Source organism: Exiguobacterium sp. s35 (assembly GCF_018617535.1).
Taxonomy (GTDB): domain Bacteria; phylum Bacillota; class Bacilli; order Exiguobacteriales; family Exiguobacteriaceae; genus Exiguobacterium; species Exiguobacterium aestuarii.
Map to the genome: position 1 here is coordinate 271,916 of NZ_JACSKI010000001.1, position 22,578 is coordinate 294,493.

Sequence of the window (22,578 nt, forward strand, 5' to 3'; positions counted from 1 at the left end):
GACAACTTTGTATAAGGTTATGATACGATTATGGAATAAAATGTATTTTGAAAGTAGGGGAAATGTTGAAGCGAATCAATATGTTGGCATTAGGGGTATGTCTAGGGGCTGCAACGATGTTATCCGGGTGTACGGATGACACAAAAGCTGCACCAGAAGTGGAAGAGGTTGTTCAAAAGACGGAGTCGACGACAGAATCGACACCGGATGCACCAGCAACATCTGAACCGGAGGAAACATCGGAACCAGCCATCCGTTTACAAAGTGCGGGAGAGAGCGAATCGATTGGGGAAGTGGAATCGTATGACTTATCTTTATTCTTTGCAGATCAAGTACCGATGATCGCACCAGAGCACATCACTGGCAAACGAATCGTCTATACGGAGTTGATTGAAGAAAGCAGCAGTCAAATAAATGTGTACGATACGGAGCGTAATACAAATGATCTTATTCATACGTCCTCAAAAACGATTGGGAATCTTGTCGGGATTCAAGATGAAGTGTTTTGGGTTGAATATGCACAGGCTGAAGGGTATGCATATGAATGGTCGATTTTTACGATGTCGTTGGACGAACAAAAACCTGAACAAATAGCGGAAGGGACTAGTCGATTTGAGACGCCCGTTCCTTATGTAACAGCTTCCGATGATACCGTCACATGGGTCGATTATGAGGCGTCGGCATCGGATACGAAGACGACGGTCATGCAGTTCTCGCCGATGTCTGATTCGATTCAAACGATTGAGGCATTTACGCTACAAGAAGAGGGAGAGCGTAACGGGGAATATATCTTTGATTATCGCTCGGGTGAGGAAGGATTAATCCTACATAAAAGTGTCTTCAAAGAAGGTAACCTGACGAGCCGATTAGTCACGACCGATGGTTCATTTGATGAAGAAGGTGGGGCATTGATTGATTTCGAGCGAGGGAGCAAGTTTGTCTCTCTTGGCAAAGAAGGAAGAGTCGAATTTACATCCGCAACTCCATCGCCTGTGAACTACGTATATAACGGTTCTCAGAAAAACATTACGTTCGATGCGTTTCGCTATTTGCGTGATGATTATATTTTGTTCCGTGAAGGGATGAATCGATTGCTCATCGCGGATTTAAAAGAAGAGACCGTTTCGTATTTACCGAATGACGGTGGAACGGTATCCAAACCGGTCTTTAAAGATGGCAAATTAGCATATGCTGAATTAGATGGTGAGGGATTGGTTCGTTTCTATGTCATTGATGTGAAGTAAAACGATGAATGTCATCGGTAGTACGGTTTTATGAAGAGAGGAGGTTCGCACCTGCGAACTCTTTTCTTTTATATGTAAAAAAGGAAGATTCGTCCCTGAAAAACGATATCTTCCTTAATTTTTTTCCTCCTCGCGCTGCATATACTTTGCTGTTCGCTGCAACGCAAACCCGAATGCAAAGATCGAGGCGATGACTGCGGACATCGTATAGACTGAATCGATGAACGCTAAATAAATTCCAAGCAGACCAAGCCCGAAACTCGCGAAAAAGAGAATGAGCAGTCTCGGATGTTGTTTCAGCGTCTGTTTCATCGGCTCGGGACGTTCAACTGGCAACCCGTGCCGTCCGTGACGAGAAGGTTCGAATTGAATACTTGTCCGTCACTTTTCAAGACGAGCGTACGACGGTCTTCAAGGAAGTCGATTTTCATCTGTTCATCTAAAAATACTTTCGTCCAGTTTTTGATTAAGATCGGACCAAGGTTCGATTCGATTTCGACGTCTTCTGGGGTCTTCTCCGTGACGTATCGAATTTCGAAAATCCCGCTATTTCCACAGCCGCAACCTTCCGTCTCATAGAAAAGGTGCATTTGTCCCTCACGTTCGCCTTTCAATGACTCGATTCGTTCGAGCGCACGTTCTGTAATGTGTACATGCATGTGTATCACTCCTTACTTTCATTATACGCCGATTGAAAAAAGAATGAAAAAGGGATGCATCCTGTTTTCCACCTTTCGGAAAAAAGCGTACACTTAGAGTGTTGAGAAGGGGGAAAGAGAATGATTTCACGTTTTTTTAGTTATTATCGACCACATAAAAAGTTATTCATCCTCGATTTTTCATTCGCGATTCTCGTCGGATTGCTTGAACTCGGGTTTCCGCTCGCCGTTCAATGGTTCATCGATGACTTGTTGCCGGGTGGGGAATGGAACTGGATTATCATTGTCAGCATCGGTCTATTGATTCTTTACATATTGGCCATGATGATGCAGTATGTCGTCAACTACTGGGGGCATAAGCTCGGGATCAACATCGAGACGGACATGCGGGAAGAGTTGTTCACACATATCCATAAACAGTCGTTCCGATTCTTTGATAATCATAAGACCGGACATTTGATGAGCCGGGTCACGAACGACTTGTTCGACATCGGGGAAGTGGCGCACCACGGGCCGGAAGATTTCTTTATCGCCATCATGACGTTACTCGGTGCGTTCGGGATCATGTTCTCGATCGACCCGGAACTTGCACTCGTCACCGTTGTCGCGGTACCGTTCCTGATCATCATGATCACGTATTCGAATAAGAACATGAATAAGGCGTGGCAAAAGATGTACACGAATATCGGGGAAGTGAACGCACGCGTCGAGGACAGTGTGTCCGGAGCACGTGTCGTCCAATCGTTTACGAACGAGGCGTTCGAGATCGGACGTTTCCAAAAAGACAACAACTTCTATCGAGGCTCGAAGATTGAGGCATATCGCGTCATGAGTACGTCGCTCGCGGGCATTTACATCACGACGCGTTTGATGACGTTGCTCGTCCTCGTCTACGGGGCGTACTTAACGTACGAGGGTCAGTTGTCATACGGACAGCTCGTCGGGTTCATCTTGTACATGAACTTACTCATCAAGCCGATTGAGAAGATCACGGCGCTTCTCGAGATGTATCCGAAAGGGATGGCAGGGTTCAAACGATTCACGCAGTTGCTCGATGAAGAGCCAGATATCGAGAACCGTGCGAACGCCATCGAGGTCGAGACGTTGAAGGGTGATATCGTCTTTGACGACGTTTCGTTTGGCTACTCAGACTACCGCCAAGTGTTGACGGATATTGACTTGTCGATCAAGGCAGGGACGACCGTCGCATTAGTTGGGACGAGCGGAGCGGGGAAAACGACCATCTGTTCACTCATCCCTCGCTTTTATGATGTGACGAATGGTGCCATCTCGATCGACGGCATGGATATCCGCGACATGACGAAAGAGAGCTTACGTCGTCAAATCGGAATCGTACAACAGGACGTCTTCTTGTTTGCGGGTACGCTACGTGAGAATATCGCTTACGGGAAGCTCGATGCCACCGATGCGGACATCATGCATGCGGTCGAGAAAGCGCATCTCGGGACGCTCGTCGAGGAACTCGAGCACGGCCTCGACACACAAATCGGGGAACGTGGACTGAAGCTCTCTGGTGGTCAGAAACAACGCATCGCCATTGCGCGCATGTTCTTGAAAAACCCACCGATTTTAATTTTGGACGAGGCGACCTCGGCGCTCGACACGGAAACTGAGGCTATCATTCAAGATTCACTCAATGAATTGGCGGCGAATCGAACGACGCTCATCATCGCCCACCGTTTAGCGACAGTAAAAAATGCCGATCGCATTCTTGTCGTGACGGCAGAAGGAATCGTAGAAGATGGAACGCATGAAGAGCTTAGCCAAAAAGGCGGTGTCTTCACGAACCTATTACAACGTCAGCAACTGTAAACGGAAGGTCACCTCTCTAAAAGGTGACCTTTCTGGCGTGATATGGGTGCTTCGTGGGTAAATACATATGGATGAGCGAAAGAGAAGGAGGAAGATACACCATGAAAGCTGTACAAGTCGTAGGATATGGAGATGTCGATCAACTCCAAGTGGTCGATATCCCAAAACCGTCACCAAAAGCTGGAGAAGTGCTGATCAAGGTACGCGCCTGTGCCATTAACAATACAGAAATATGGATGCGAGAAGGGGCGTACGGAACTGGTGAGAAGTCAGGTTGGCGTCCGGAAGGCGTTCAGTTCCCGCGTATCCCAGGATCGGATATCACAGGAGAAATTGTCGAGCTCGGGGATGGGGTCGACCAAGGGATGATGGGACGACACGTCGTCTTGTTCCCATTCACCTCGAGCGGTCCAGAACGAAAAGAACATTTGTCGGACGATATGTCCTTCATCGGGTCAGAATATGACGGGGGTTATGCAGAATACGTAGCCTGGCCGGCTGACCTTTGTTTTGATATGCCACTCGATGATTTTGTCGAGAGTGCGGTCTTTTCTGTGAGCGGACTCACAGCGTGGCATATGAATGAACAGTTACACATCCGTTCAGGTGAGACGATTGTCGTCACAGGTGCTAGCGGTGGCGTCGGTTCGCTCAACGTTCAAATTGCGGCGAATGTGTTCGGTGCAAAGGTGTTCGCCATCGTCGGTGATTTAAAAAATGAGAAAGAGTTGAAAGCGTTCGGGGCGACGGAAGTCTTTTCTTATCGTTCTGGGACGCTCGCGGATGACATCATCGCTGCGAACGGTGGTCCGGTCGATGCGGTGCTTGATGTTGTCGGGGATGCGTTGTTTGGTGTGTCTCTTCAAGTATTGAAGAAGGGCGGAAAGTTCTGTATATCCGGTTCTGCTGGCGGACAGACGACCCATCTCGACTTCCGGACACTCTACTTGAAGCATATTGCCATGTATGGGTCTGTGCTCGGGACACGCTATGAATTCGCAGAAATGTTGCGGTCGATTGCAGAAGGGAAGCTGAAACCGGTCATCGATCGGACGTTCCCACTCGAAGAAGCGCGTGAGGCACAAACCTATTTCAAACAATCCGGTAAGTTCGGAAAGATCGTCTTGATTCCGAACACATAAAAAGAGAGGGGGGTGATCCCTCTCTTTTTCATGCAAATTTGACTTTCAGGCGATCGACGTAGGCGATGAACAGACGGAAGCGTTCCAACCAGAACTGGAAGAACGGACCGATGAGGAAGATGGATAGGACGGTACCGAAGAAGAGCGGTCCACCGAGCGCCCAACCAATGAGACAGGCGATCAGCTCCATCCAGGTCCGCATGGAACGGACAGACGTGTTAAACCGGTCTGCTAAGGCGAGTGTCAGTCCGTCGCGTGGACCGGCTCCATACCCGACGGCGACGTACAAGCCGGCTCCCATCCCCATGACGAATATCCCGAACGTGAGCCAAACGACGTTTACAAATAAGCCATCGAATGTCGGGAGCCATTGCTCGTTTAAGATCAGGTTCATAAATACTCCGACAAAGACCGCGTTGACGAGAGTTCCAAATTGAGGGCGGATTCGGTCGAGTATGTATTTGAACAAGACGAGTAGAAGTCCCACGCATAAGATGACAGTTCCGATTGAAATCGGAAGGTGATGGGCAATCCCGATATGGAGGACGTCCCAGGTGGAGACACCGAGATCTGCCGTGATCATGATGGATGACCCGAGTGCGAGTAAGAACAGCCCGGTCATGAAAAGACCCCATTTGAAGAGAATACGTAAAAAGTGGATGGATCGGACTTGCACGAACATCGCCTCGTTTCAATAAAATCATTGATTTATCTTAGCACATTCGATTTGAAAACATGAAAAAAACGCCTCAGCTTGTTGGCTGAGACGTGAGTGTTATTTCTTCGGTGATTTTTTTGCTTTGTTCTTTTTATAGTAATCGTAGACGAACGGAGCAACCGCCGTCGCGATTTTGATCAATGTTCCCATTTTGCCTTTCTTAGCCATAATGCTGCACCCCTTTCTCTTCTAGAACAATATATTCCACACAAATTGATTTTAAAAACATATCTCTAGCACATTCTATTCTTATGAACTGCATATAAACCCATCATACTAAGGAGTGGAGGAGGTTTATTCATGAAAACAATCATTTGGTACCAAAACGATTTACGTGTCGATGATCATTTACCCCTCGAGGAGGCACTACGTCATGATGATCCGATTGAAGGTCATTATTTTATCAGTCCGAAACAACTTGTCGAAAATCGTTATGGCGTGATTCCGCTCGGGAGCGAACGACTTCATTTCTTGAAAGAGTCGTTAGAAGATGTGGCTGGTTCGTTAGACGCACTCGGAATCCCATTTTTTGTCCATGTCGGTCATCCGCTTGAAACACTCGACCCGACCGACCGTCTCTTGTTTCAACGGGCCATCGGGTATAATGAGCGCCGACGTGAAGACGAGGTGATGAAAAAGTGGAAAGGAGAGTACGAGGCGTTCGATGGATTCACGTTATTTGAAGAGGATGACATCCCGTTTGAGAAAATGCCGTTTCTCTTTACGGAGTTCCGAAAAAAGGTCGAATACGATGTCCGTCCTCGTGAATTGATCTCCCGAAAGGCGACTGCTGCCACGCGCGAGGTGACGTTCCCGTTTCCGGTTCAAGAAGTCGAGCAAGACCCAAGGACGGCATTTCCGTTTAAAGGTGGCGAACTGGCTGCGAAGCGTCGATTGAATGACTATTTGTCCGTACCGATTCGGACATATAAAGAGACGAGGAATGGGTTTGGAGTCGATGACTCGACGAAGCTGTCTGCGTATTTGGCGAACGGGTCATTATCGCCACGGAGAGTGTTCTTTGAACTTGAAGCGCATGAACGAACGCATGGGGTGAACGAATCGACCTACTGGCTTTACTTTGAACTGTTGTGGCGTGAATTTTTCCAATGGGTTGCACTCGAACAAGGGAAAAAATTATTTCGGTCACAAGGCATCCGCTCGAAACGAAAAGACTGGCGAGTCGATCCGGATGTCATCGGAAAATGGCGACGGGGAGAGACGGGTGTCGATTTCGTTGATGCGTTCATGCGTGAACTGAATGCGACGGGCTGGATGTCCAATCGGGGACGACAAATCGTGGCCAATTATTTCGCCAAAGATTTAGAGCAAGACTGGCGTTACGGGGCTGCCTACTTTGAATCGAAACTGATCGATTACGATGTCGCGAGTAATTGGGGGAATTGGGCGTACCAGGCGGGTGTCGGAAACGACTCACGCGACCGACGTTTCAACATCGATCGTCAGCAGTTCACATATGATCCAGATCGTGCGTTTCGTAACAAATGGTTGTGACCAAACTGTCACGAGAAGTCGGTGTTTCTCATTGACTTCTTTTTACAGAAGCGCTATAGTTAAATCAACAGATGGGATACCTGAGGTGTACGAGAGCCGCCTTCGTTATTTTGAGCCAACACTTTGAATACGGGAGACCGAACTGCTAACCAGATCAACTGCCTCATCACGTGCAGGAGGACTTGTGAAGGAAACGCTAGGTCACCCACCTGCATACGCAGGTTCAAAAGCAGGGCATCGTCACGGCACTCCGGGCCCCATCGATTTTTTTGTAAATACGTCGCGAGACGTCTTTTTTTTGATTATAATTCCGAGTAAAATAGTATGAGAAAATAGAATTAGTTGGAGGAAGAAATATGTTACACCAGTTTTCACGAAATGAATTGGCCATCGGCTCTGAAGGCCTTGATGCTTTAAAGAATAAAACGGTCGCGATTTTAGGAATTGGTGGCGTCGGCTCGTTTGCGGCAGAGGCACTTGCGCGCAGTGGCGTCGGGCGCATCGTCCTCGTCGACAAAGATGACATCGACATCACGAACGTCAACCGTCAAATCCACGCTTTATTGTCGACGGTCGGTCAACCGAAAGTCGAAGCGATGGGGAAACGTCTCCTCGACATCAACCCGGACTTAGACCTCGTCCAATTGAAAATGTTTTATACAGAAGAGACATATGAGGAGTTCTTCGCTCAAAATATCGATTACGTCATCGACGCCTCAGATACGATCATTTATAAGATCCATTTAATCGTGGAATGTAAGCGTCGCGGCATCCCGGTCATCTCGAGCATGGGGATGGCAAACAAGATGGACCCGACACGTATCAAAGTCGTCGACATTAAAGACACGTCATACGACCCGATCGCGAAGATGGTCCGTACCCGTCTGCGTAAAGAAAAAATCTACAAAGGTGTTCCGGTCGTCTTCTCTGACGAGTCTCCGATCGTGACACGCGAAGACGTGAACGAAGTCGTCGGGAAGAAAGACGCTCCGATCCGCAAAGCGAAAATGCCACCGAGTTCGAACGCGTTCGTCCCATCGGTTGCAGGACTTGTGGCTGCCGGTTACGTCATTAACGATTTGCTCGAAAAAGCGGGCGTCGAAATCAACCGCATCCAAAAATAAAACGACGCTGGCTCATTTCGAGTCGCGTCGTTTTTCCCAATAATCGAGCCGTTTTTGAATCTGTTGCTCGAATCCACGTGGTGTCGGTTTATAGTAGGTTGGTCGTTTACGGGCTAAGTTTTCTGGCCAGTAGTTTTGAGGGACGAACCCATCTTTTTCATCGTGTGGGTATTTGTATCCGACCCCGTTTCCGAGTTCGCGAGCCCCTGGACTATGAGCGTCACGGAGATGTACGGGGACAGGTCCACCCTCGACTGTCCGGACGTGATGGAGTGCCTTATCGATGGCGGTGATGATCGCATTTGATTTTGGTGCGGTCGCCAAATAGAGAACGGCTTCTGCAATCGGGATGCGGGCTTCCGGGAAGCCGATGTATTCGCTCGCTCGAGCCGCCGCATCCACGATGAGTAGTGCGTTCGGATCACTCATTCCGATATCTTCGGCGGCATGGACGTAAAGGCGACGCATGATGAAGCGCGGCGATTCGCCAGCCTCGATCATGACGGCTAACCAGTATAGCGCCGCATCGGGGTCCGACCCACGAATCGATTTGATAAACGCCGAGATGACGTCGTAATGTCGGTCACCCGTCTTATCGTATTTGATCGACTTCTGTTGAATCGATTCTTCCGCGACCTCGAGCGTGATGTGAATTTGTTCATCCACTTCTGGTGTTGTCAAGACGGCGAGTTCGAGTGCATTCAATAGGACACGGTAGTCACCATCCGCCATTTTGATATAATGGTCAGCGGCAGCTTCATCCATCTTCACCTGGTAATTTCCGAGCCCACGTGAGTCGTGTAGCGCACGCTCAAGGACGATACGTAACTCCTCGGCACCAGGTGGCTCAAGCCGAAATACGGTTGCCCGTGACAAGAGGGCGGCGTTCACTTCAAAGCTTGGGTTTTCGGTCGTCGCTCCGATGAGGACGAGCTTTCCGGACTCAAGGGCAGGGAGGAGCGCATCCTGCTGAAGCTTGTTGAATCGATGGATCTCATCTAAAAAGAGAATCGTGCGCTCGTCCTCATAGTCAAACCGGGACTCCGCTTCACGAATGACGTTCCGCAATTCATCGAGTTTGGCTGTGACGGCGTTCAATTGGACAAATGTCGCTTTCGTGTAATTTGAAATGACACGGGCGAGTGTCGTCTTCCCGGTGCCAGGTGGACCGTATAGGATAATCGTGCCGAGTCGGTCGGCTTCGATGGCACGGCGAAGTAGCTTGCCCTCACCGATGATATGGCGCTGTCCGATGACGTCATCTAACGTTTCGGGGCGCATGCGATTGGCGAGCGGTCCGCCATTCGATTGATGAAACAAATCAGGCATACGTAACCATTCCTTTCGACAAACGTTTGTTCGATTAGTATAACAGAAGGAGACTTGAAGATGAAAATATCTACAAAAGGCCGTTATGGCTTAACCATCATGATTGCGTTGGCGCGAGAGACAGACAACAAACCGCTCAGCTTAAAGAAGATTGCGGCACGCCATGAGTTGCCGGAGCATTATTTAGAGCAATTGATCGGTCCACTCCGCAATGGAGGACTCGTCAAGAGCGTACGCGGCGCGTACGGAGGCTATCAACTCGTCAAACCGGCGGAAGAAGTGACGGCGGGTGAAATCATTCGCTTACTCGAAGGACCATTAGCCGTGGTCGAAGATTCTGAAGCAGATGATGCGGTGAAACGGAAACTTTGGGATAAAATCAAAGAAGCCATCGATACCGTCCTTGACGAAACGACACTCGCCGATCTTGCCGAGGAAGAGTCAGACGGCTATATGTTTTATATTTAAGAACGAGGTGACCCTTACATGAACTATTTTGATCACGCTGCGACGACACCGATGCGACCAGAAGTCCTCGAGGCGATGACCCCTTACTTTTTAGAGACATACGGTAACGCGTCGAGCATTCACGGGATTGGGCGTAACGCCCGAGCGGCGCTCGACTCGTCACGTCGCGTCCTCGCGAAATGGATCGGTGCGTCACCGAACGAGATCGTCTTTACGTCAGGTGGGACGGAGTCGGATAACTATGCCTTGTTCGGTGCGGCATATGCCCATCAGGAAAAAGGAAAACACATCATCACGACAAAAGTCGAGCACCATGCCGTCCTTCATGCGATGGAACAGCTCGAACGCGATGGCTTCGACGTCACGTATCTCGATGTCGATGCGTCGGGAGCGGTCGATATAGAAGCGTTCCGGGCCGCGTTACGAGATGACACGATTCTCGTATCGATCATGTACGGAAACAATGAGGTCGGGACACGCCAGCCGATTCAAGAAATCGGGGAGTTGTTACAAGACCATCACGCTATTTTTCATACCGATGCGGTACAAGCGCTCGGGACAGAAATGATTGATGTAAAGGCGATTCATGTCGATTTATTGTCGGCGTCCGCACATAAAGTGAATGGACCAAAAGGTATCGGTTTTCTTTTCATGAAAACAGGTGTAAAATTAGCGTCACGTTCTTTTGGTGGACAACAAGAACGTAAACGTCGAGCCGGCACGGAAAATGTTCCGGGTGCCGTCGGATTCCAAAAAGCAGCTGAACTCGTCATGGCAGAGCGTGAAGACCGAGTGGCTCTCTATGAGTCGCTCGATCTGGCACTACGTCAGCGCCTTGACGAACTAGGCGTATCTTATGAGGTGAACGGATCAAATCGTTTACCTCACATCGTGAACCTATACCTTCCTGGAATTGACCTTGAACCCTTCCTCATCATGATGGATATGCGGGGCATGGCGATTTCAAGCGGAAGTGCCTGCACGGCAGGGTCGGTCGAACCGTCCCATGTATTGTCGGCGATGTACGGGGATTCAGAGCGGACGCGTCAGTCTGTTCGAATCAGTTTTGGCCACGGCAACTCGGTCGAGGACGCGAAACGGCTCGCGGAGCGACTACAAGAAGTCGTCTCGACATTTATGAACGGAGTGAGATAGATGAATTTACGCACGAAAGCCCCTGAAGAGACGACGGTCGTCGTCGGGATGTCAGGTGGCGTCGATTCATCGGTGACGGCCCATGTATTGAAAGAACAAGGGTATAACGTCATCGGGATCTTTATGAAAAACTGGGACGACACGGACGAGAACGGTGTGTGTACGGCGACAGAGGACTATGAAGACGTCATCGCCGTCGCGAACCAAATCGGGATCCCATATTATGCGGTCAACTTTGAAAAAGAATATTGGGACCGTGTCTTTGAGTATTTCTTGGCAGAATATCGTCTCGGTCGTACACCGAACCCTGACGTCATGTGTAACAAAGAAATCAAATTCAAGGCGTTCCTTGATCATGCGCTTCGACTCGGTGCAGACTTTGTCGCAACCGGTCATTATGCACAAGTGGAATACGTTGACGGCGAACACCGCTTGTTGCGTGGGAAAGACGACAACAAGGACCAAACGTATTTCTTGAACCAATTGTCTCAAGACCAGCTCGCGCGGACGATGTTCCCGATCGGTCATATGGACAAGAAAGATGTACGTGTCATTGCTGAAGAAGCAGGACTCGCGACAGCGAAGAAAAAAGATTCGACCGGAATCTGCTTTATCGGTGAGCGGAACTTCAAAGAGTTCTTGTCGGAATACCTTCCGTCACAGCCAGGTGAAATGCGGACGCTCGACGGTGTCGTCAAAGGACGTCATGACGGGTTGATGTATTATACACTCGGACAGCGTCACGGTCTCGGAATCGGTGGCGATGGGGACCCTTGGTTTGTCGTCGGGAAAGATGTCGAGAACAACGTCTTGTTCGTCGGACAAGGCTTCCATCACGACGCGCTCTATTCAGATGCGCTCCTCGCTTCGAAACTTTCGTGGACAGGGGCTGCTCCTACAGGAGAATTCCGGGCGACGGCGAAGTTTCGCTATCGTCAACAAGACGTGCCGGTCACGGTCGCTCCACTTGAGGGCGGCGAAGTACTCGTCAAGTTCGATGAGCCACAACGTGCCATCACTCCTGGACAAGCGGTCGTTTTTTATGACGGCGACATCTGTCTCGGTGGGGCAACGATTGACGAAGCGTACCGAAACGGAAAACGACTCGACTATATCGGATGAGGTGATTGATATGAACGCAAACGAACAAGGCATCCAAGCGATGCAGCAAGGTGAATTTGAACAGGCAGCCAAACATTTCAATGAGGCGATTGAAGCGAACCCGACAGACCCGACTGGTTTCGTCAACATGGGGACGTTGCTTCAGGCAATCAACGATTACGATCGTGCCGTCATCTTTTATGACAAAGCGATTGAACTAGATGGCTCGTTCGGTGCCGCGCATTATGCGAAAGGTGCCCTTGCCTATGAACTCGAGCAATTGGAGACGGCAGAAGCGTCGCTTCGCCAAGCGCTCCTCTCGGGGATGGATGATGCCGATCTTCATTTCATGCTCGGCTTGACGTACAAAGCGATGGGTGACTTCGTTCGTGCGATGCCGCGCCTGCATGAAGCGAAGAAACAATCGCCGGAAGACGTGGAAATCACGTTCCAATACGGACTTGCACTCGCACAAAGTGAACAGCTTGAAGAAGCGGTCGTCGCGCTAGAAGAGACGCTCGACCTCGATGCGAGCCATACGGATGCCCGTTACAACTTGGCAATCGCGTATGCGTTCTTGGGTGACCAGGAACGGACGTATGCCGAACTTCAACGCGTCTTGGAGATGCAACCGGATCACGAACTCGCACGTGATGCCATCGCGAAGATGGACGCACTGCTCGGGAACTGATCTCTTGAATAGGAAAGTGCCATCGCAATGGAGCGATGGCACTTTTTTTGGTGGCAATTAAAGTTGTTTCGTCGTGATTTTGACGGGTTCCCCGGCGAAGTCGCCGTAGGCCTCGTCCATATTTTTCGTATACAGTTCGATGATGTTGTGGCTCGGGTCTTTAAAGTACGCCGAGCGTTCTTTCCCATTCTTTGTCTCGTCCTCGTCCCATGTCCGTAGTTTTACAGGCACATCGGTCTCATCTAGGATCTCGAGTGCCTTTTCAAACGACTCCATCGGAACGAAGAACGCACAGTGGACGTGGACCCCACCTTCATCATAGAGCGTGTCCCACTCGGTCACGTCCTGTTTTCGGTTCGCATCCTCTTCTTCCGTAAAGTTACGTTTCAACCAAAGCCCTAGTCGCGTATTCCCTCCGATGTAGAGCCACGTTGCCCATGGCTCATTCGCTTGTTCTTGCGATTCACTTGGCTCGGCATCGTCTCCGACCCATTGTTCGACGACCGGGAGACCTAATTTTTCATGCCAAAAGGATACGGCTTCTTCCATATCTGTCACTTCTAATACAAGTTCACATAATCCGCTGACTGGAATTCGTTTACCCATGTATGACTCCTCCTTCAATGTGTCATTCGAACAGTTCCCGCTTTCTTCAAATCAAAAACGCGACTAGCTGTCTTGAAGTGAGGGAATGACACTTTATAGAAGGAGGTCGAATCGTTTGCGAAAATATAGCATGGTCAGTGTCATTTTATTTTTTATTATTGAGTATGTGTGGTTCACGCAATTATTTGAAACGGTGAACCAGCGACTTGCGGATGGGAAGTGGACGAACACGATTTTATATCAAGTGGTCGTCGAACCGCAGGGGCTTTTAACGCTGTTGCTCATTCTATTCGTGGCGCTCCTCATTGTCGGATGGATTGTTCATTATGTGTACGCGGAACAGAAGTCCTGGCAACTCACGTCTGAACATGTCGGGGTCGGATGGATCGTTCCGTTGATTCTTGCGATTTTAGGCTTGTTGATTCCGAATGTATACGTTCAGGTCGGGATGTTGCTCCTGCAATTGACGTTCATCCCGCTCATCCCATTCATCGGGCAGACCGTCCCATTCTGGAAAGTCGTGACGAATTGGTTGATTCAATTGGCGGTCATCGGTCTCGTCTTATTTGGTGCTCGGGGGATGTTGGAGGATTCGATTCGAGTCGAGAAGACAGAACTCTTCACGAGACTCGAGGCGTACGAGGCGTCGGGGGACTTGGACCGAATCCAGCGGTTGATTGAAGAAGTGGACCTCGAACAAGTCGAGCGCATCTTGGACAGAGTCGACCTCGAACAACTCATTCGCATTTTGGAAGTTGTTGACCTCGACCGAATCGAGCAAATCTTGAGTCTGTTCGACTAGGTCATTTGTTCAATCGATTCATCTCGGGCTATAATGAATGATGGAAAAATAGCTGGAGGTGTCGGATATGATGGCAGCACCTTACGAGTTGACTGGAAAAGTCATTCGAGTCCTGTTTCATTCAGAAGAAGAAGCGCATACGATTGCGCTCGTACGAATAAAAGAAAAAAATTTTGAGACGGACGAGACCGAGATGGTCATCGCTGGCGTCGGGGTCGGCATCGAAAAAGGGGAGACGTATAAGGCGCACGGTCGTCTCGTCGAACATCCCCGATTCGGAAAACAGATGAAGGCCGATTGGATTCGTCGCGTCGTTCCGATGACGAAACGAGCAGCCGTCCGCTTTTTGACGAACGGCTCCTTCCCCGGAATCGGACAAAAGACCGCTCAGAAGATTGCAGATACGCTCGGGGATGATTGCATCGACCAAATCGTGAAACATCCGAGCATCTTGTCAGAAGTCGAGGGGTTAAAAGAAAAGCAGGCACGTGTGATCACGGAACGTCTGAACGTCTTATACGGGGTCGACCAACTGCTCTTGTTTCTCGCTCCGTTTGACGTGACACCGCGTCTCGCCTCAAAAATTCATAAAGAATATGAAGGACGGGCGATGGAAACGATTGAGAAGAATCCGTATGCGCTCATGTACGATGTACAAGGCATCGGATTCAAGACAGCGGATGCCATCGCCGCGCATTTCGGGATTCAAGGCATTCATCCTGAACGCATCGCGGCAGCGGTACTTTACGTGTTAGAGCTCGAACAGGGGAACGGACATCTCTATGTGACGGCGGAACAACTCGAAGCGGAGATGCCTCGGATCATCGGGGCAGACCCGGGTGATGCGCTCGTCACGGCATTAGAGTCGCTTGCAAAAGACGAGCGGGTCGTCATCGATGACGGAGTCGTTTATCATCCTCGCGTGTTCCGCGCTGAACGGAAGGCGGCAGAAGAGTTGGCGCGTATTATGGCGACCTCGACAACGGAAGACGTGGACATGACGACAATCTTTGACGCGGTCGGACGTGTCGAGGAAATGTTTTCGATTGAATACGCGACCCAACAGCGAGAAGCGATTGAGCTCGCGCTCAAATCACCGCTCATGGTACTCACCGGTGGTCCGGGTACGGGGAAGACGACGGTCGTTCGAGGCATCATTCATGCACTGAGTGACGTCTTCGACTGGAAGTTAGAGCCTGTCCCGAACCAACCGTTTCCGTTCGTCTTGGCCGCACCGACGGGTCGGGCCGCAAAACGGCTTAGTGAATCGACGGGTCTTCCGGCATCAACGATTCACCGTCTGTTAAAGTTTGACGGAAGTTCGTTCCAAGTCGATGAGACGAACCCACTTGCGGGGAAAGTGCTCATCGTCGACGAGGCGTCGATGATTGATATCTTCTTGTTCAGAAGCTTACTTAAAGCGGTACCGAACGGCATGAAGATCTTGTTCGTCGGCGACCGCGATCAGCTCCCGTCAGTCGGACCGGGACAAGTACTCGCCGATTTGATGGCGACGGATGGAATTCCGGTCGTCCGCCTCGACGTCGTCCACCGTCAAGCGTCGGAGTCGAGTATTTTACGGCTCGCCCATTCCTTGAACGCCAAAAAGATGCCAGAAGATTTATTGGCGGCGCTTCCGGACCGTCGTTTCTATACGGCGAACCAAGAGACGGCGCTTCAAGCGATTTGTCAGATGGCAGGAGCGGCCCTCCGGAAAGGGTATTCACCATTTGATATCCAAGTGCTTGCACCGACGTATCGAGGTGTGTGCGGAATCGATGGGCTGAACGAAGCGCTTCAACACGTGTTCAATCCCAAATCGAGTGCCCGTGAAGTGAAGCATGGGACGCGCATTTACCGAAATGGCGACAAAGTGCTACAACTCGTCAACAACGCCGAGGAGAACGTCTATAACGGGGACATCGGTGAGATCACGAATATTTTCTACGCGAAAGAGAACGTTGATAAAGTCGATAAAATTTATATCCGATTCGATCAGACGGAAGTCGAATATAACCGTAGTGAATGGGATCAGTTCACCCACGCCTACGCCATTACGATTCATAAGTCACAAGGGTCCGAGTTCCCAATCGTACTTATGCCGGTCTTCTTTAACGGTGGCTTCCGTTCATCGCGAAACTTGATTTATACGGCCGTGACACGGGCGAAGAAAAGCTTGCTGTTGTTCGGGGACGTACGGGCACTCGAGGCGGCAACGCGAGAAGAAGAACCCGTACGGCGGACAAAATTGGTCGAACGCTTAGGCGGGAAGTCTTGACGTCTTCATAAGCGCATGTGATAATGACGAATAGACAACTGAAACGATACAGACGATGAAGGAAATGAGTACGTCGTCACCGCCTCTACAGAGACATCTTCCTAGGCTGCGAGAAGATGGAGGTCGGCCGACCGAAGCTATTCTGGAGTCCCCACTCAACCTGGGCGCCTCATCCACGTTAACGGATGTTCGAGGCACGGTGTTTACCGTGCGAACGAGGGTGGTACCACGAAGCGATGCTTTCGTCCCTTTCCACAGGGGCAGGCATCGCTTTTTTCGTTTCGTTCAGAAATAAGGAGGAATTGTTCATGAAACCGCTCAAATCATTGACTGGCGCACAGATTCGCCAAATGTACTTAGATTTCTTCAAATCAAAAGGTCACAGCGTTGAGCCGAGTGCGTCGCTCGTACCGGTCGAAGATCCGACTCTTTTATGGATCAACTCAGGTGTAGCAACATTGAAGAAATACTTTGATGGACGTGTCATCCCAGCGAACCCACGAATTGTCAACGCACAAAAATCGATTCGTACGAACGATATCGAGAACGTCGGGAAGACAGCACGTCACCATACGTTCTTCGAAATGCTCGGAAACTTCTCGGTCGGAGAATACTTCCGTGAAGAAGCGATCACATGGGGCTGGGAACTCTTGACGAGTGACGAATGGTACGGTCTCGACCCAGATCGCCTCTCGGTCACGATTCACCCAGACGATGAAGAATCAAAACAAATCTGGTTGAACCTCGGCATGCCGGCTGATCGCATCATCCCACTTGAAGATAACTTCTGGGAAATCGGCGAAGGCCCATCTGGTCCGAACACCGAAATCTTCTTCGACCGTGGACCAGCGTTCGGAGACGACCCGACAGACCCTGAACTCTATCCGGGTGGAGAAAACGAGCGTTACCTTGAAATCTGGAACATCGTGTTCAGCCAGTATAACCATGACGGGCACGGGAACTATACAGAGCTTCCACGTAAAAACATTGATACAGGGATGGGACTCGAACGGATGGCGAGCGTCCTTCAAGACGTACCGACAAACTTCGATACTGACCTCTTCATGCCAATCATTCGTGAAACAGAAAAAATCAGTGGCGACGTATATCGTCAAGACAGCAGCAAAGACGTTGCCTTCAAGGTCATCGCTGACCACATCCGTACCGTATCGTTCGCAATCGGGGACGGTGCACTCCCATCGAACGAAGGACGTGGATATGTCCTCCGTCGTCTGCTCCGCCGTGCGGTCCGCTATGCGAAGATGCTTGGCATCGAGCGTCCGTTCATGCATGAACTCGTTGACGTTGTCGGTGACATCATGGTCGACTTCTATCCACAAGTGAACGAGAAGAAAGACTTCATCAAGAAAGTCATCAAGAACGAAGAGGAGCGTTTCCATGAAACGTTGAACGACGGACTTGCAATCTTGAACGAAGTCGCGAAAGCACAAAAAGCAGCAGGAGCAAACGTGATCAGCGGTCAAGACGCGTTCCGTCTTTACGACACGTACGGTTTCCCGCTCGAATTGACAATCGAATACGCTGAAGACCATCAGATGACGGTCGATGAGGACGGCTTCAAGGAAGCGATGAATGAACAACGTGAACGTGCACGTCAAGCGCGCGCTGACGTCGAATCGATGCAAATCCAGTCTGGCGTACTCGCAGACATCACGATGCCATCGACATTCCTCGGATATAACAACCTTGAGACGAACGCGAAAATCGTCAGCTTGATTCACGACGGTGAACTCGTTGACGTCGTCGCTGCAGGGGAAGAAGCGCAAGTGATCCTCGATCAAACGCCATTCTACGCTGAGAGCGGCGGTCAAATCGGTGACAAAGGTCAAATCGTCGGCGAAGACTTCCTTCTTCGCGTAAAGGATGTGTCGAAAGCACCGAACGGGCAAAACTTGCACACGGTCACAGTCGAGTCAGGCGTCGCGAAAGCGGAAGTGGCAGTGACGGCGACCGTTGACCAAGACTCACGTCAAGCAATCGTGAAAAACCATACGGCGACGCACCTCCTTCATCGTGCTTTGAAAGACACGCTCGGCGAGCACGTCAATCAAGCTGGGTCACTCGTGACACCAGATCGTCTTCGTTTCGACTTCTCTCACTTCGGTCAAGTGACAGCTGAAGAGCTTCAATCGATTGAGCGTCAAGTGAACGAGAAGATTTGGGCATCAATCGGTGTCGACATCGAAGAAATGAATATCGCGGATGCGAAAGCAAAAGGTGCGATGGCACTCTTTGGTGAGAAGTACGGCGATGTCGTTCGTGTCGTATCGGCTGGGGACTACTCGGTTGAGCTTTGTGGTGGATGCCACGTATCTAACACGGCTGAAATTGGACTCTTCAAGATCTTGTCTGAATCAGGAATCGGTGCAGGAACGCGTCGAATCGAAGCGGTCACAGGTGCTGGCGCATACGAAGTAATGAACCAGCAAATCGAGACGCTCGAAGCGGCAGCGAAACTGTTGAAGACGAAACCACTCGAGGTTCCAGCACGTGTTCAAGCACTCCAGGCTGAAATCAAAGACGTGGAGCGTGCTTCAGAATCGCTCAAAGCAAAACTTGCGAACATCGAAGCTTCTTCATTGACGGATGCAATCGAAACGATTGGTGACGTTCAATTGATTGCGAAGCGTGTCGATGGACAAGACATGGATGCTCTCCGTAGCATGGTCGACGACTTGAAAGGGAAGCTCGGTTCTGCCGTGATTATTCTCGGGTCGGCGAATGGTGAGAAAGTTAACCTCGTCGCAGGTGTGACGAAAGACTTGAACGATCGTGGCTTCCATGCCGGAAAACTCATTAAAGAAGTCGCAACACGCTGTGGCGGCGGTGGTGGCGGTCGTCCAGACATGGCACAAGCAGGTGGCCGTGATGCAACAAAACTGGACGAAGCATTGAAGTTTGCTTCACATTACGTCCAATCACTGGCATAATAGAGTGTGAAGTGCAAACGGAAAGAGGTGGATTCTTGTGAGCCAAATGGATCGCACGATGCAATTCAATTTTCCAGAAGATGATCAACGTGCTAACACACGTGAGACGCTGATTACGGTATATCAAGCACTCGAGGAAAAAGGTTATCAACCGATCAATCAAATCGTGGGATACTTATTGTCAGGTGACCCCGCCTACATCCCACGTCATAATGATGCGCGAAACTTGATTCGCAAAATTGAGCGGGATGAACTTCTCGAAGAGTTGGTCAAATCGTATTTGAACGATCGTAGAGAGGATTAATATGAAGCGAGTCATGGGACTCGATGTCGGATCGAAGACAATTGGTGTCGCTGTGAGTGACCTGATGGGATGGACGGCACAAGGTGTGGAGACGGTCTATTGGACCGAACCCGACTTTGACGAAGCCGTCCGTCTCCTTCGTCCGTTTATCGAGCAGTACGATGTGAAAGAAGTCGTCGTCGGTCACCCGAAAAACATGAATGGGACAGTCGGTCCACGCGGTGAGGCGTCAGAGGCGTTTGCCGAGGCGTTCACAGAACAGACAGGCTTACCTTGCGTGTTGGTGGATGAGCGATTAACGACGATGCAAGCGGAACGGATGCTCATTTCAGCAGATGTCAGCCGCAAAAAGAGAAAAGCGGTCATCGACAAAATGGCGGCCGTGATGATTTTACAAAACTACCTGGACCGTTCCGGGAAATAAGGAGGAATCTCTCATGGCAGAAATCCGTCGTGAAGAAGAAATGTACCGTATTCCAGATGAAAATGGAGACGAGCATTTATTTGCAGAAATTTTCCGTATGACAAGCGACCGTTCGAAGAAAACATTCGTTGTACTCGAACCAGTCGGCGCTCCGGAAACAGAAGATGAAGACACAATCGAAGTATACGCATTTGAAATTGAAGAACTTGAAGATGGCGAATTCATCTTGAAGCTCGTCGAAGACGATGAAGACTTCGAAGAGGTCATGGAAGCATTCGATATCGTCAATGACGAAGTCGGTCTAGACTAAATAGGGGACGGGCGGCTAGGGATTTCCCTCGTCGCCTCTCTTTATAAAATGAACAGGGGAGAAATGCATGAATCATCCATCTATGTCAGATGAGAAACGTGCCCGCAACCGGATTGTTCGTCGCATCACGGTTGTCATCCTTGCCATCTTCCTTCTCGTCATCGCCACAGGCTCGGCACTCGCTTACGTCTTCGTGAAGCGCTCCGTCGAACCGATTGATCCGACATCGACGGAAACAGTTGAAGTCGAAGTCCCACTCGGTGCTGGTTCGGGATACATTGGTGAATTACTAGAAGAGAATGGGCTTGTAAGGAGTAGCACGATTTTCCGTTTCTATACACGCTTTAAAAACGAGTCATCGTTCCAAGCGGGGACGTATACGTTGTCACCATCTCAATCAATCGATGAGTTGATTGAAACGTTGCAAACAGGTAAAGTCATTGTGGTTCCTGATATCAAGCTCGTCATTCCGGAAGGGTTCACAATCGACCAGGTCATCGCGCGACTTGCGAAAGAGGCCGATATTCCGAAAGAAGAGATTTCCGAACAATTGAGTGACCGTGAATATATCAGTTCGCTCGTGAACGAGCATGAGATGTTGACGGAGGAAGTATTGCAGGAAGGTATTTACCATCCACTTGAAGGATACCTGTTCCCGGCAACATATGAATTCAATAAAGGGGTAACACTCACTGAAATCATCGATGAGATGCTACTTCCTACTGAAAGTATGTATCAAGAGTACAAAGGTCGTTTGGCTGATTCAGGACGCACCTTCCATGAGACGCTCGCGCTCGCATCAGTTGTCGAGAAAGAAGCTGTATCGACGGAAGACCGGAAAGAGATTGCCGGTGTTTTTGAAAATCGCCTAAACGACGGCATGAAATTACAGTCTGACCCGACCGTCTGGTACGGTACGGGGGAGACATCGATTTTCACTTCATTCGCAGATTTGGAGAACGATTCCTTATATAACACATATCGTTATGAAGGGATTCCGATCGGTCCAATCGCGGCTGTCAGTCGCGACGCGTTTGAGGCGGTACTCAACCCGAACGACACAGAGAACATTTACTTCTATGCACGCCCTCCACGTGAAGGGTTCCCGAATGGGGAGGTCTTGTTCGAAGTCAATTATGAGGACCATCAACAAAACGTCAATAAGTACCGTTCCGAATGGGAAGCGTTTGAAGAAGCGAACAGTAATTGATGGGACGACCGGAAGCGGATGCTTCCGGTCGTTTGAATGAAGAGAGTTAAGAGGTGGAACGAGTGGACCATGCATCCTATGAGGGATATGTAGAACAATTGATCAACGACCGCTCTCCGCTGTTGACGGAGATGGAGGCATTTGCGCGAGAACATCACGTCCCAATCATGGACTTGACGGGCTCTGAAGTGCTTCTCTCTTTGTTGGCGATGCAGCGACCGACCCGCATCCTTGAGGTGGGGACGGCAATTGGCTACAGTGCAATCCGTATGGCAGAGTTGTTACCAGATGCCGAAATCGTCACGATTGAACGAAATGCTCGTCGATTCGAAGAGGCGACTGGTTTTATCGGACGTTCTGATGTTCGCGATCGCATCACATTGATTCACGGTGACGCCGTTGAATTGATTGGTTCGATTGAAGGTGAGTTCGATGCCGTGTTTATTGATGCGGCAAAAGGACAATATCAAAAATTTTTTGATGGGTATGGCGCTTTAGTACCAATTGGTGGTACGATTTACAGCGATAATTTGTTTTTACGAGGGGACGTCTTGCTCGAGGACGTGTCAGTATTGGACCGACGTCGACGCCGACTTGTCCGTCTCGTGAAGCAGTTTACTGAGCAATTGATGGCACGGACCGATTATCATACTGCAATTTTGCCCCTTGGTGATGGCCTAGCAATCAGTCGTAAATTACGATGAGGAGGACTTA

The 22,578-nt window shown here is 49.8% G+C and carries 22 protein-coding genes and 1 other RNA gene; 18 read left to right on the forward strand and 5 right to left on the reverse strand.

Going from position 1 to position 22,578, the window contains the following annotated elements; genetic code table 11:
• The first annotated feature begins 65 nt into the window (after window positions 1–65).
• The gene (locus tag KNO75_RS01385; protein WP_214819460.1) at window positions 66–1,244 is read left to right on the forward strand and encodes a hypothetical protein; all 1,179 of its coding nucleotides are present in this window, start codon (window positions 66–68) and stop codon (window positions 1,242–1,244) included.
• Between the two features lie 114 nt (window positions 1,245–1,358).
• On the opposite strand, the gene KNO75_RS01390 is transcribed toward KNO75_RS01385, so the two are convergent.
• Together KNO75_RS01390 and KNO75_RS01395 are read right to left on the reverse strand one after the other, a co-directional pair.
• Complete coding sequence (locus KNO75_RS01390) at window positions 1,359–1,580, reverse strand: hypothetical protein (RefSeq protein ID WP_214819463.1); 222 nt, start codon at window positions 1,578–1,580, stop codon at window positions 1,359–1,361.
• The gene (locus tag KNO75_RS01395; RefSeq protein ID WP_214748512.1) at window positions 1,553–1,903 is read right to left on the reverse strand and encodes an iron-sulfur cluster biosynthesis family protein; all 351 of its coding nucleotides are present in this window, start codon (window positions 1,901–1,903) and stop codon (window positions 1,553–1,555) included. The genes KNO75_RS01390 and KNO75_RS01395 overlap by 28 nt, the downstream gene beginning before the upstream one ends.
• A gap of 120 nt (window positions 1,904–2,023) precedes the next feature.
• On the opposite strand from KNO75_RS01395, the gene KNO75_RS01400 reads away from it, so the two are divergent.
• Complete coding sequence (locus KNO75_RS01400) at window positions 2,024–3,736, forward strand: ABC transporter ATP-binding protein (protein WP_214819465.1); 1,713 nt, start codon at window positions 2,024–2,026, stop codon at window positions 3,734–3,736.
• Window positions 3,737–3,837: 101 nt separating this feature from the next.
• Window positions 3,838–4,878 carry an alcohol dehydrogenase family protein gene (locus KNO75_RS01405; RefSeq protein WP_214819466.1) on the forward strand — a complete coding sequence of 347 codons (1,041 nt, stop codon included), beginning with the start codon at window positions 3,838–3,840 and terminating at the stop codon, window positions 4,876–4,878.
• Window positions 4,879–4,906: 28 nt separating this feature from the next.
• Here KNO75_RS01405 and KNO75_RS01410 read toward each other — a convergent pair whose 3' ends face one another.
• Window positions 4,907–5,560: a YczE/YyaS/YitT family protein gene (locus tag KNO75_RS01410; protein ID WP_214785253.1), complete on the reverse strand. Its 654-nt coding sequence runs from the start codon at window positions 5,558–5,560 to the stop codon at window positions 4,907–4,909.
• A 336-nt stretch (window positions 5,561–5,896) separates the two neighbouring features.
• On the opposite strand from KNO75_RS01410, the gene KNO75_RS01415 reads away from it, so the two are divergent.
• From KNO75_RS01415 to KNO75_RS01425, 3 genes are all read left to right on the forward strand, one after another.
• Complete coding sequence (locus tag KNO75_RS01415; RefSeq protein WP_214819468.1) at window positions 5,897–7,111, forward strand: DASH family cryptochrome; 1,215 nt, start codon at window positions 5,897–5,899, stop codon at window positions 7,109–7,111.
• A gap of 74 nt (window positions 7,112–7,185) precedes the next feature.
• A non-coding RNA gene (ssrS, locus tag KNO75_RS01420) (6S RNA) lies at window positions 7,186–7,372 on the forward strand.
• 95 nt (window positions 7,373–7,467) lie between these two features.
• Window positions 7,468–8,235, forward strand: coding sequence for a tRNA threonylcarbamoyladenosine dehydratase (locus tag KNO75_RS01425; protein WP_214819470.1), 768 nt, complete (start codon window positions 7,468–7,470; stop codon window positions 8,233–8,235).
• Between the two features lie 12 nt (window positions 8,236–8,247).
• Here the strand turns inward: KNO75_RS01425 and KNO75_RS01430 are convergent, their stop codons facing one another.
• Complete coding sequence (locus KNO75_RS01430) at window positions 8,248–9,564, reverse strand: replication-associated recombination protein A (RefSeq protein WP_214819472.1); 1,317 nt, start codon at window positions 9,562–9,564, stop codon at window positions 8,248–8,250.
• 60 nt (window positions 9,565–9,624) lie between these two features.
• Here KNO75_RS01430 and cymR point away from each other — a divergent pair, with 60 nt between their 5' ends.
• From cymR to KNO75_RS01450, 4 genes are read left to right on the forward strand one after another with little or no spacing between them, the layout of a single operon-like run.
• Window positions 9,625–10,032 (forward strand): cysteine metabolism transcriptional regulator CymR, encoded by a 408-nt coding sequence (cymR, locus tag KNO75_RS01435; RefSeq protein ID WP_026826435.1) that lies wholly within the window; start codon window positions 9,625–9,627, stop codon window positions 10,030–10,032.
• 18 nt (window positions 10,033–10,050) lie between these two features.
• A complete protein-coding gene (locus tag KNO75_RS01440) occupies window positions 10,051–11,187 on the forward strand; it encodes a cysteine desulfurase family protein (protein ID WP_214819474.1) in 1,137 nt (378 codons plus the stop codon).
• On the forward strand, window positions 11,188–12,309 hold the full coding sequence (mnmA, locus tag KNO75_RS01445; protein ID WP_214695422.1) for a tRNA 2-thiouridine(34) synthase MnmA: 1,122 nt from the start codon (window positions 11,188–11,190) through the stop codon (window positions 12,307–12,309).
• Window positions 12,310–12,319: 10 nt separating this feature from the next.
• Window positions 12,320–12,979 (forward strand): tetratricopeptide repeat protein, encoded by a 660-nt coding sequence (locus tag KNO75_RS01450; protein WP_214819476.1) that lies wholly within the window; start codon window positions 12,320–12,322, stop codon window positions 12,977–12,979.
• A 57-nt stretch (window positions 12,980–13,036) separates the two neighbouring features.
• Here the strand turns inward: KNO75_RS01450 and KNO75_RS01455 are convergent, their stop codons facing one another.
• On the reverse strand, window positions 13,037–13,585 hold the full coding sequence (locus tag KNO75_RS01455; RefSeq protein WP_214785247.1) for a VOC family protein: 549 nt from the start codon (window positions 13,583–13,585) through the stop codon (window positions 13,037–13,039).
• 115 nt (window positions 13,586–13,700) lie between these two features.
• Between KNO75_RS01455 and KNO75_RS01460 the strand changes: the two genes are divergently transcribed.
• From KNO75_RS01460 to KNO75_RS01495, 8 genes are all read left to right on the forward strand, one after another.
• Entirely contained in the window at window positions 13,701–14,387 is a 687-nt protein-coding gene (locus KNO75_RS01460) for a hypothetical protein (RefSeq protein ID WP_214819478.1), read from the forward strand.
• Window positions 14,388–14,457: 70 nt separating this feature from the next.
• Window positions 14,458–16,665 carry an SF1B family DNA helicase RecD2 gene (recD2, locus tag KNO75_RS01465; protein ID WP_251126015.1) on the forward strand — a complete coding sequence of 736 codons (2,208 nt, stop codon included), beginning with the start codon at window positions 14,458–14,460 and terminating at the stop codon, window positions 16,663–16,665.
• 308 nt (window positions 16,666–16,973) lie between these two features.
• Window positions 16,974–19,616 carry an alanine--tRNA ligase gene (alaS, locus tag KNO75_RS01470; protein ID WP_214819481.1) on the forward strand — a complete coding sequence of 881 codons (2,643 nt, stop codon included), beginning with the start codon at window positions 16,974–16,976 and terminating at the stop codon, window positions 19,614–19,616.
• A 37-nt stretch (window positions 19,617–19,653) separates the two neighbouring features.
• Window positions 19,654–19,920, forward strand: coding sequence for an IreB family regulatory phosphoprotein (locus tag KNO75_RS01475; protein WP_015881196.1), 267 nt, complete (start codon window positions 19,654–19,656; stop codon window positions 19,918–19,920).
• Between the two features lies 1 nt (window position 19,921).
• Complete coding sequence (gene ruvX / locus KNO75_RS01480) at window positions 19,922–20,344, forward strand: Holliday junction resolvase RuvX (protein WP_015881197.1); 423 nt, start codon at window positions 19,922–19,924, stop codon at window positions 20,342–20,344.
• Between the two features lie 13 nt (window positions 20,345–20,357).
• Window positions 20,358–20,654 carry a DUF1292 domain-containing protein gene (locus KNO75_RS01485; protein WP_078146594.1) on the forward strand — a complete coding sequence of 99 codons (297 nt, stop codon included), beginning with the start codon at window positions 20,358–20,360 and terminating at the stop codon, window positions 20,652–20,654.
• Window positions 20,655–20,721: 67 nt separating this feature from the next.
• Window positions 20,722–21,864 (forward strand): endolytic transglycosylase MltG, encoded by a 1,143-nt coding sequence (gene mltG, locus KNO75_RS01490; protein WP_214785243.1) that lies wholly within the window; start codon window positions 20,722–20,724, stop codon window positions 21,862–21,864.
• 62 nt (window positions 21,865–21,926) lie between these two features.
• Complete coding sequence (locus KNO75_RS01495; RefSeq protein ID WP_214748553.1) at window positions 21,927–22,568, forward strand: O-methyltransferase; 642 nt, start codon at window positions 21,927–21,929, stop codon at window positions 22,566–22,568.
• The last annotated feature ends 10 nt before the right edge of the window (window positions 22,569–22,578 follow it).

Bases quoted from the DNA above. Each gene is read 5' to 3' on its own strand.
- KNO75_RS01395 (WP_214748512.1), bottom strand. From the start codon at position 1,903: ATGCATGTACACATTACAGAACGTGCGCTCGAACGAATCGAGTCATTG.
- KNO75_RS01400 (WP_214819465.1), top strand. From the start codon at position 2,024: ATGATTTCACGTTTTTTTAGTTATTATCGACCACATAAAAAGTTATTC.
- KNO75_RS01405 (WP_214819466.1), top strand. From the start codon at position 3,838: ATGAAAGCTGTACAAGTCGTAGGATATGGAGATGTCGATCAACTCCAA.
- KNO75_RS01410 (WP_214785253.1), bottom strand. From the start codon at position 5,560: ATGTTCGTGCAAGTCCGATCCATCCACTTTTTACGTATTCTCTTCAAA.
- KNO75_RS01415 (WP_214819468.1), top strand. From the start codon at position 5,897: ATGAAAACAATCATTTGGTACCAAAACGATTTACGTGTCGATGATCAT.
- KNO75_RS01425 (WP_214819470.1), top strand. From the start codon at position 7,468: ATGTTACACCAGTTTTCACGAAATGAATTGGCCATCGGCTCTGAAGGC.
- KNO75_RS01430 (WP_214819472.1), bottom strand. From the start codon at position 9,564: ATGCCTGATTTGTTTCATCAATCGAATGGCGGACCGCTCGCCAATCGC.
- cymR (WP_026826435.1), top strand. From the start codon at position 9,625: ATGAAAATATCTACAAAAGGCCGTTATGGCTTAACCATCATGATTGCG.
- KNO75_RS01440 (WP_214819474.1), top strand. From the start codon at position 10,051: ATGAACTATTTTGATCACGCTGCGACGACACCGATGCGACCAGAAGTC.
- mnmA (WP_214695422.1), top strand. From the start codon at position 11,188: ATGAATTTACGCACGAAAGCCCCTGAAGAGACGACGGTCGTCGTCGGG.
- KNO75_RS01450 (WP_214819476.1), top strand. From the start codon at position 12,320: ATGAACGCAAACGAACAAGGCATCCAAGCGATGCAGCAAGGTGAATTT.
- KNO75_RS01455 (WP_214785247.1), bottom strand. From the start codon at position 13,585: ATGGGTAAACGAATTCCAGTCAGCGGATTATGTGAACTTGTATTAGAA.
- recD2 (WP_251126015.1), top strand. From the start codon at position 14,458: ATGGCAGCACCTTACGAGTTGACTGGAAAAGTCATTCGAGTCCTGTTT.
- alaS (WP_214819481.1), top strand. From the start codon at position 16,974: ATGAAACCGCTCAAATCATTGACTGGCGCACAGATTCGCCAAATGTAC.
- ruvX (WP_015881197.1), top strand. From the start codon at position 19,922: ATGAAGCGAGTCATGGGACTCGATGTCGGATCGAAGACAATTGGTGTC.
- KNO75_RS01485 (WP_078146594.1), top strand. From the start codon at position 20,358: ATGGCAGAAATCCGTCGTGAAGAAGAAATGTACCGTATTCCAGATGAA.
- mltG (WP_214785243.1), top strand. From the start codon at position 20,722: ATGAATCATCCATCTATGTCAGATGAGAAACGTGCCCGCAACCGGATT.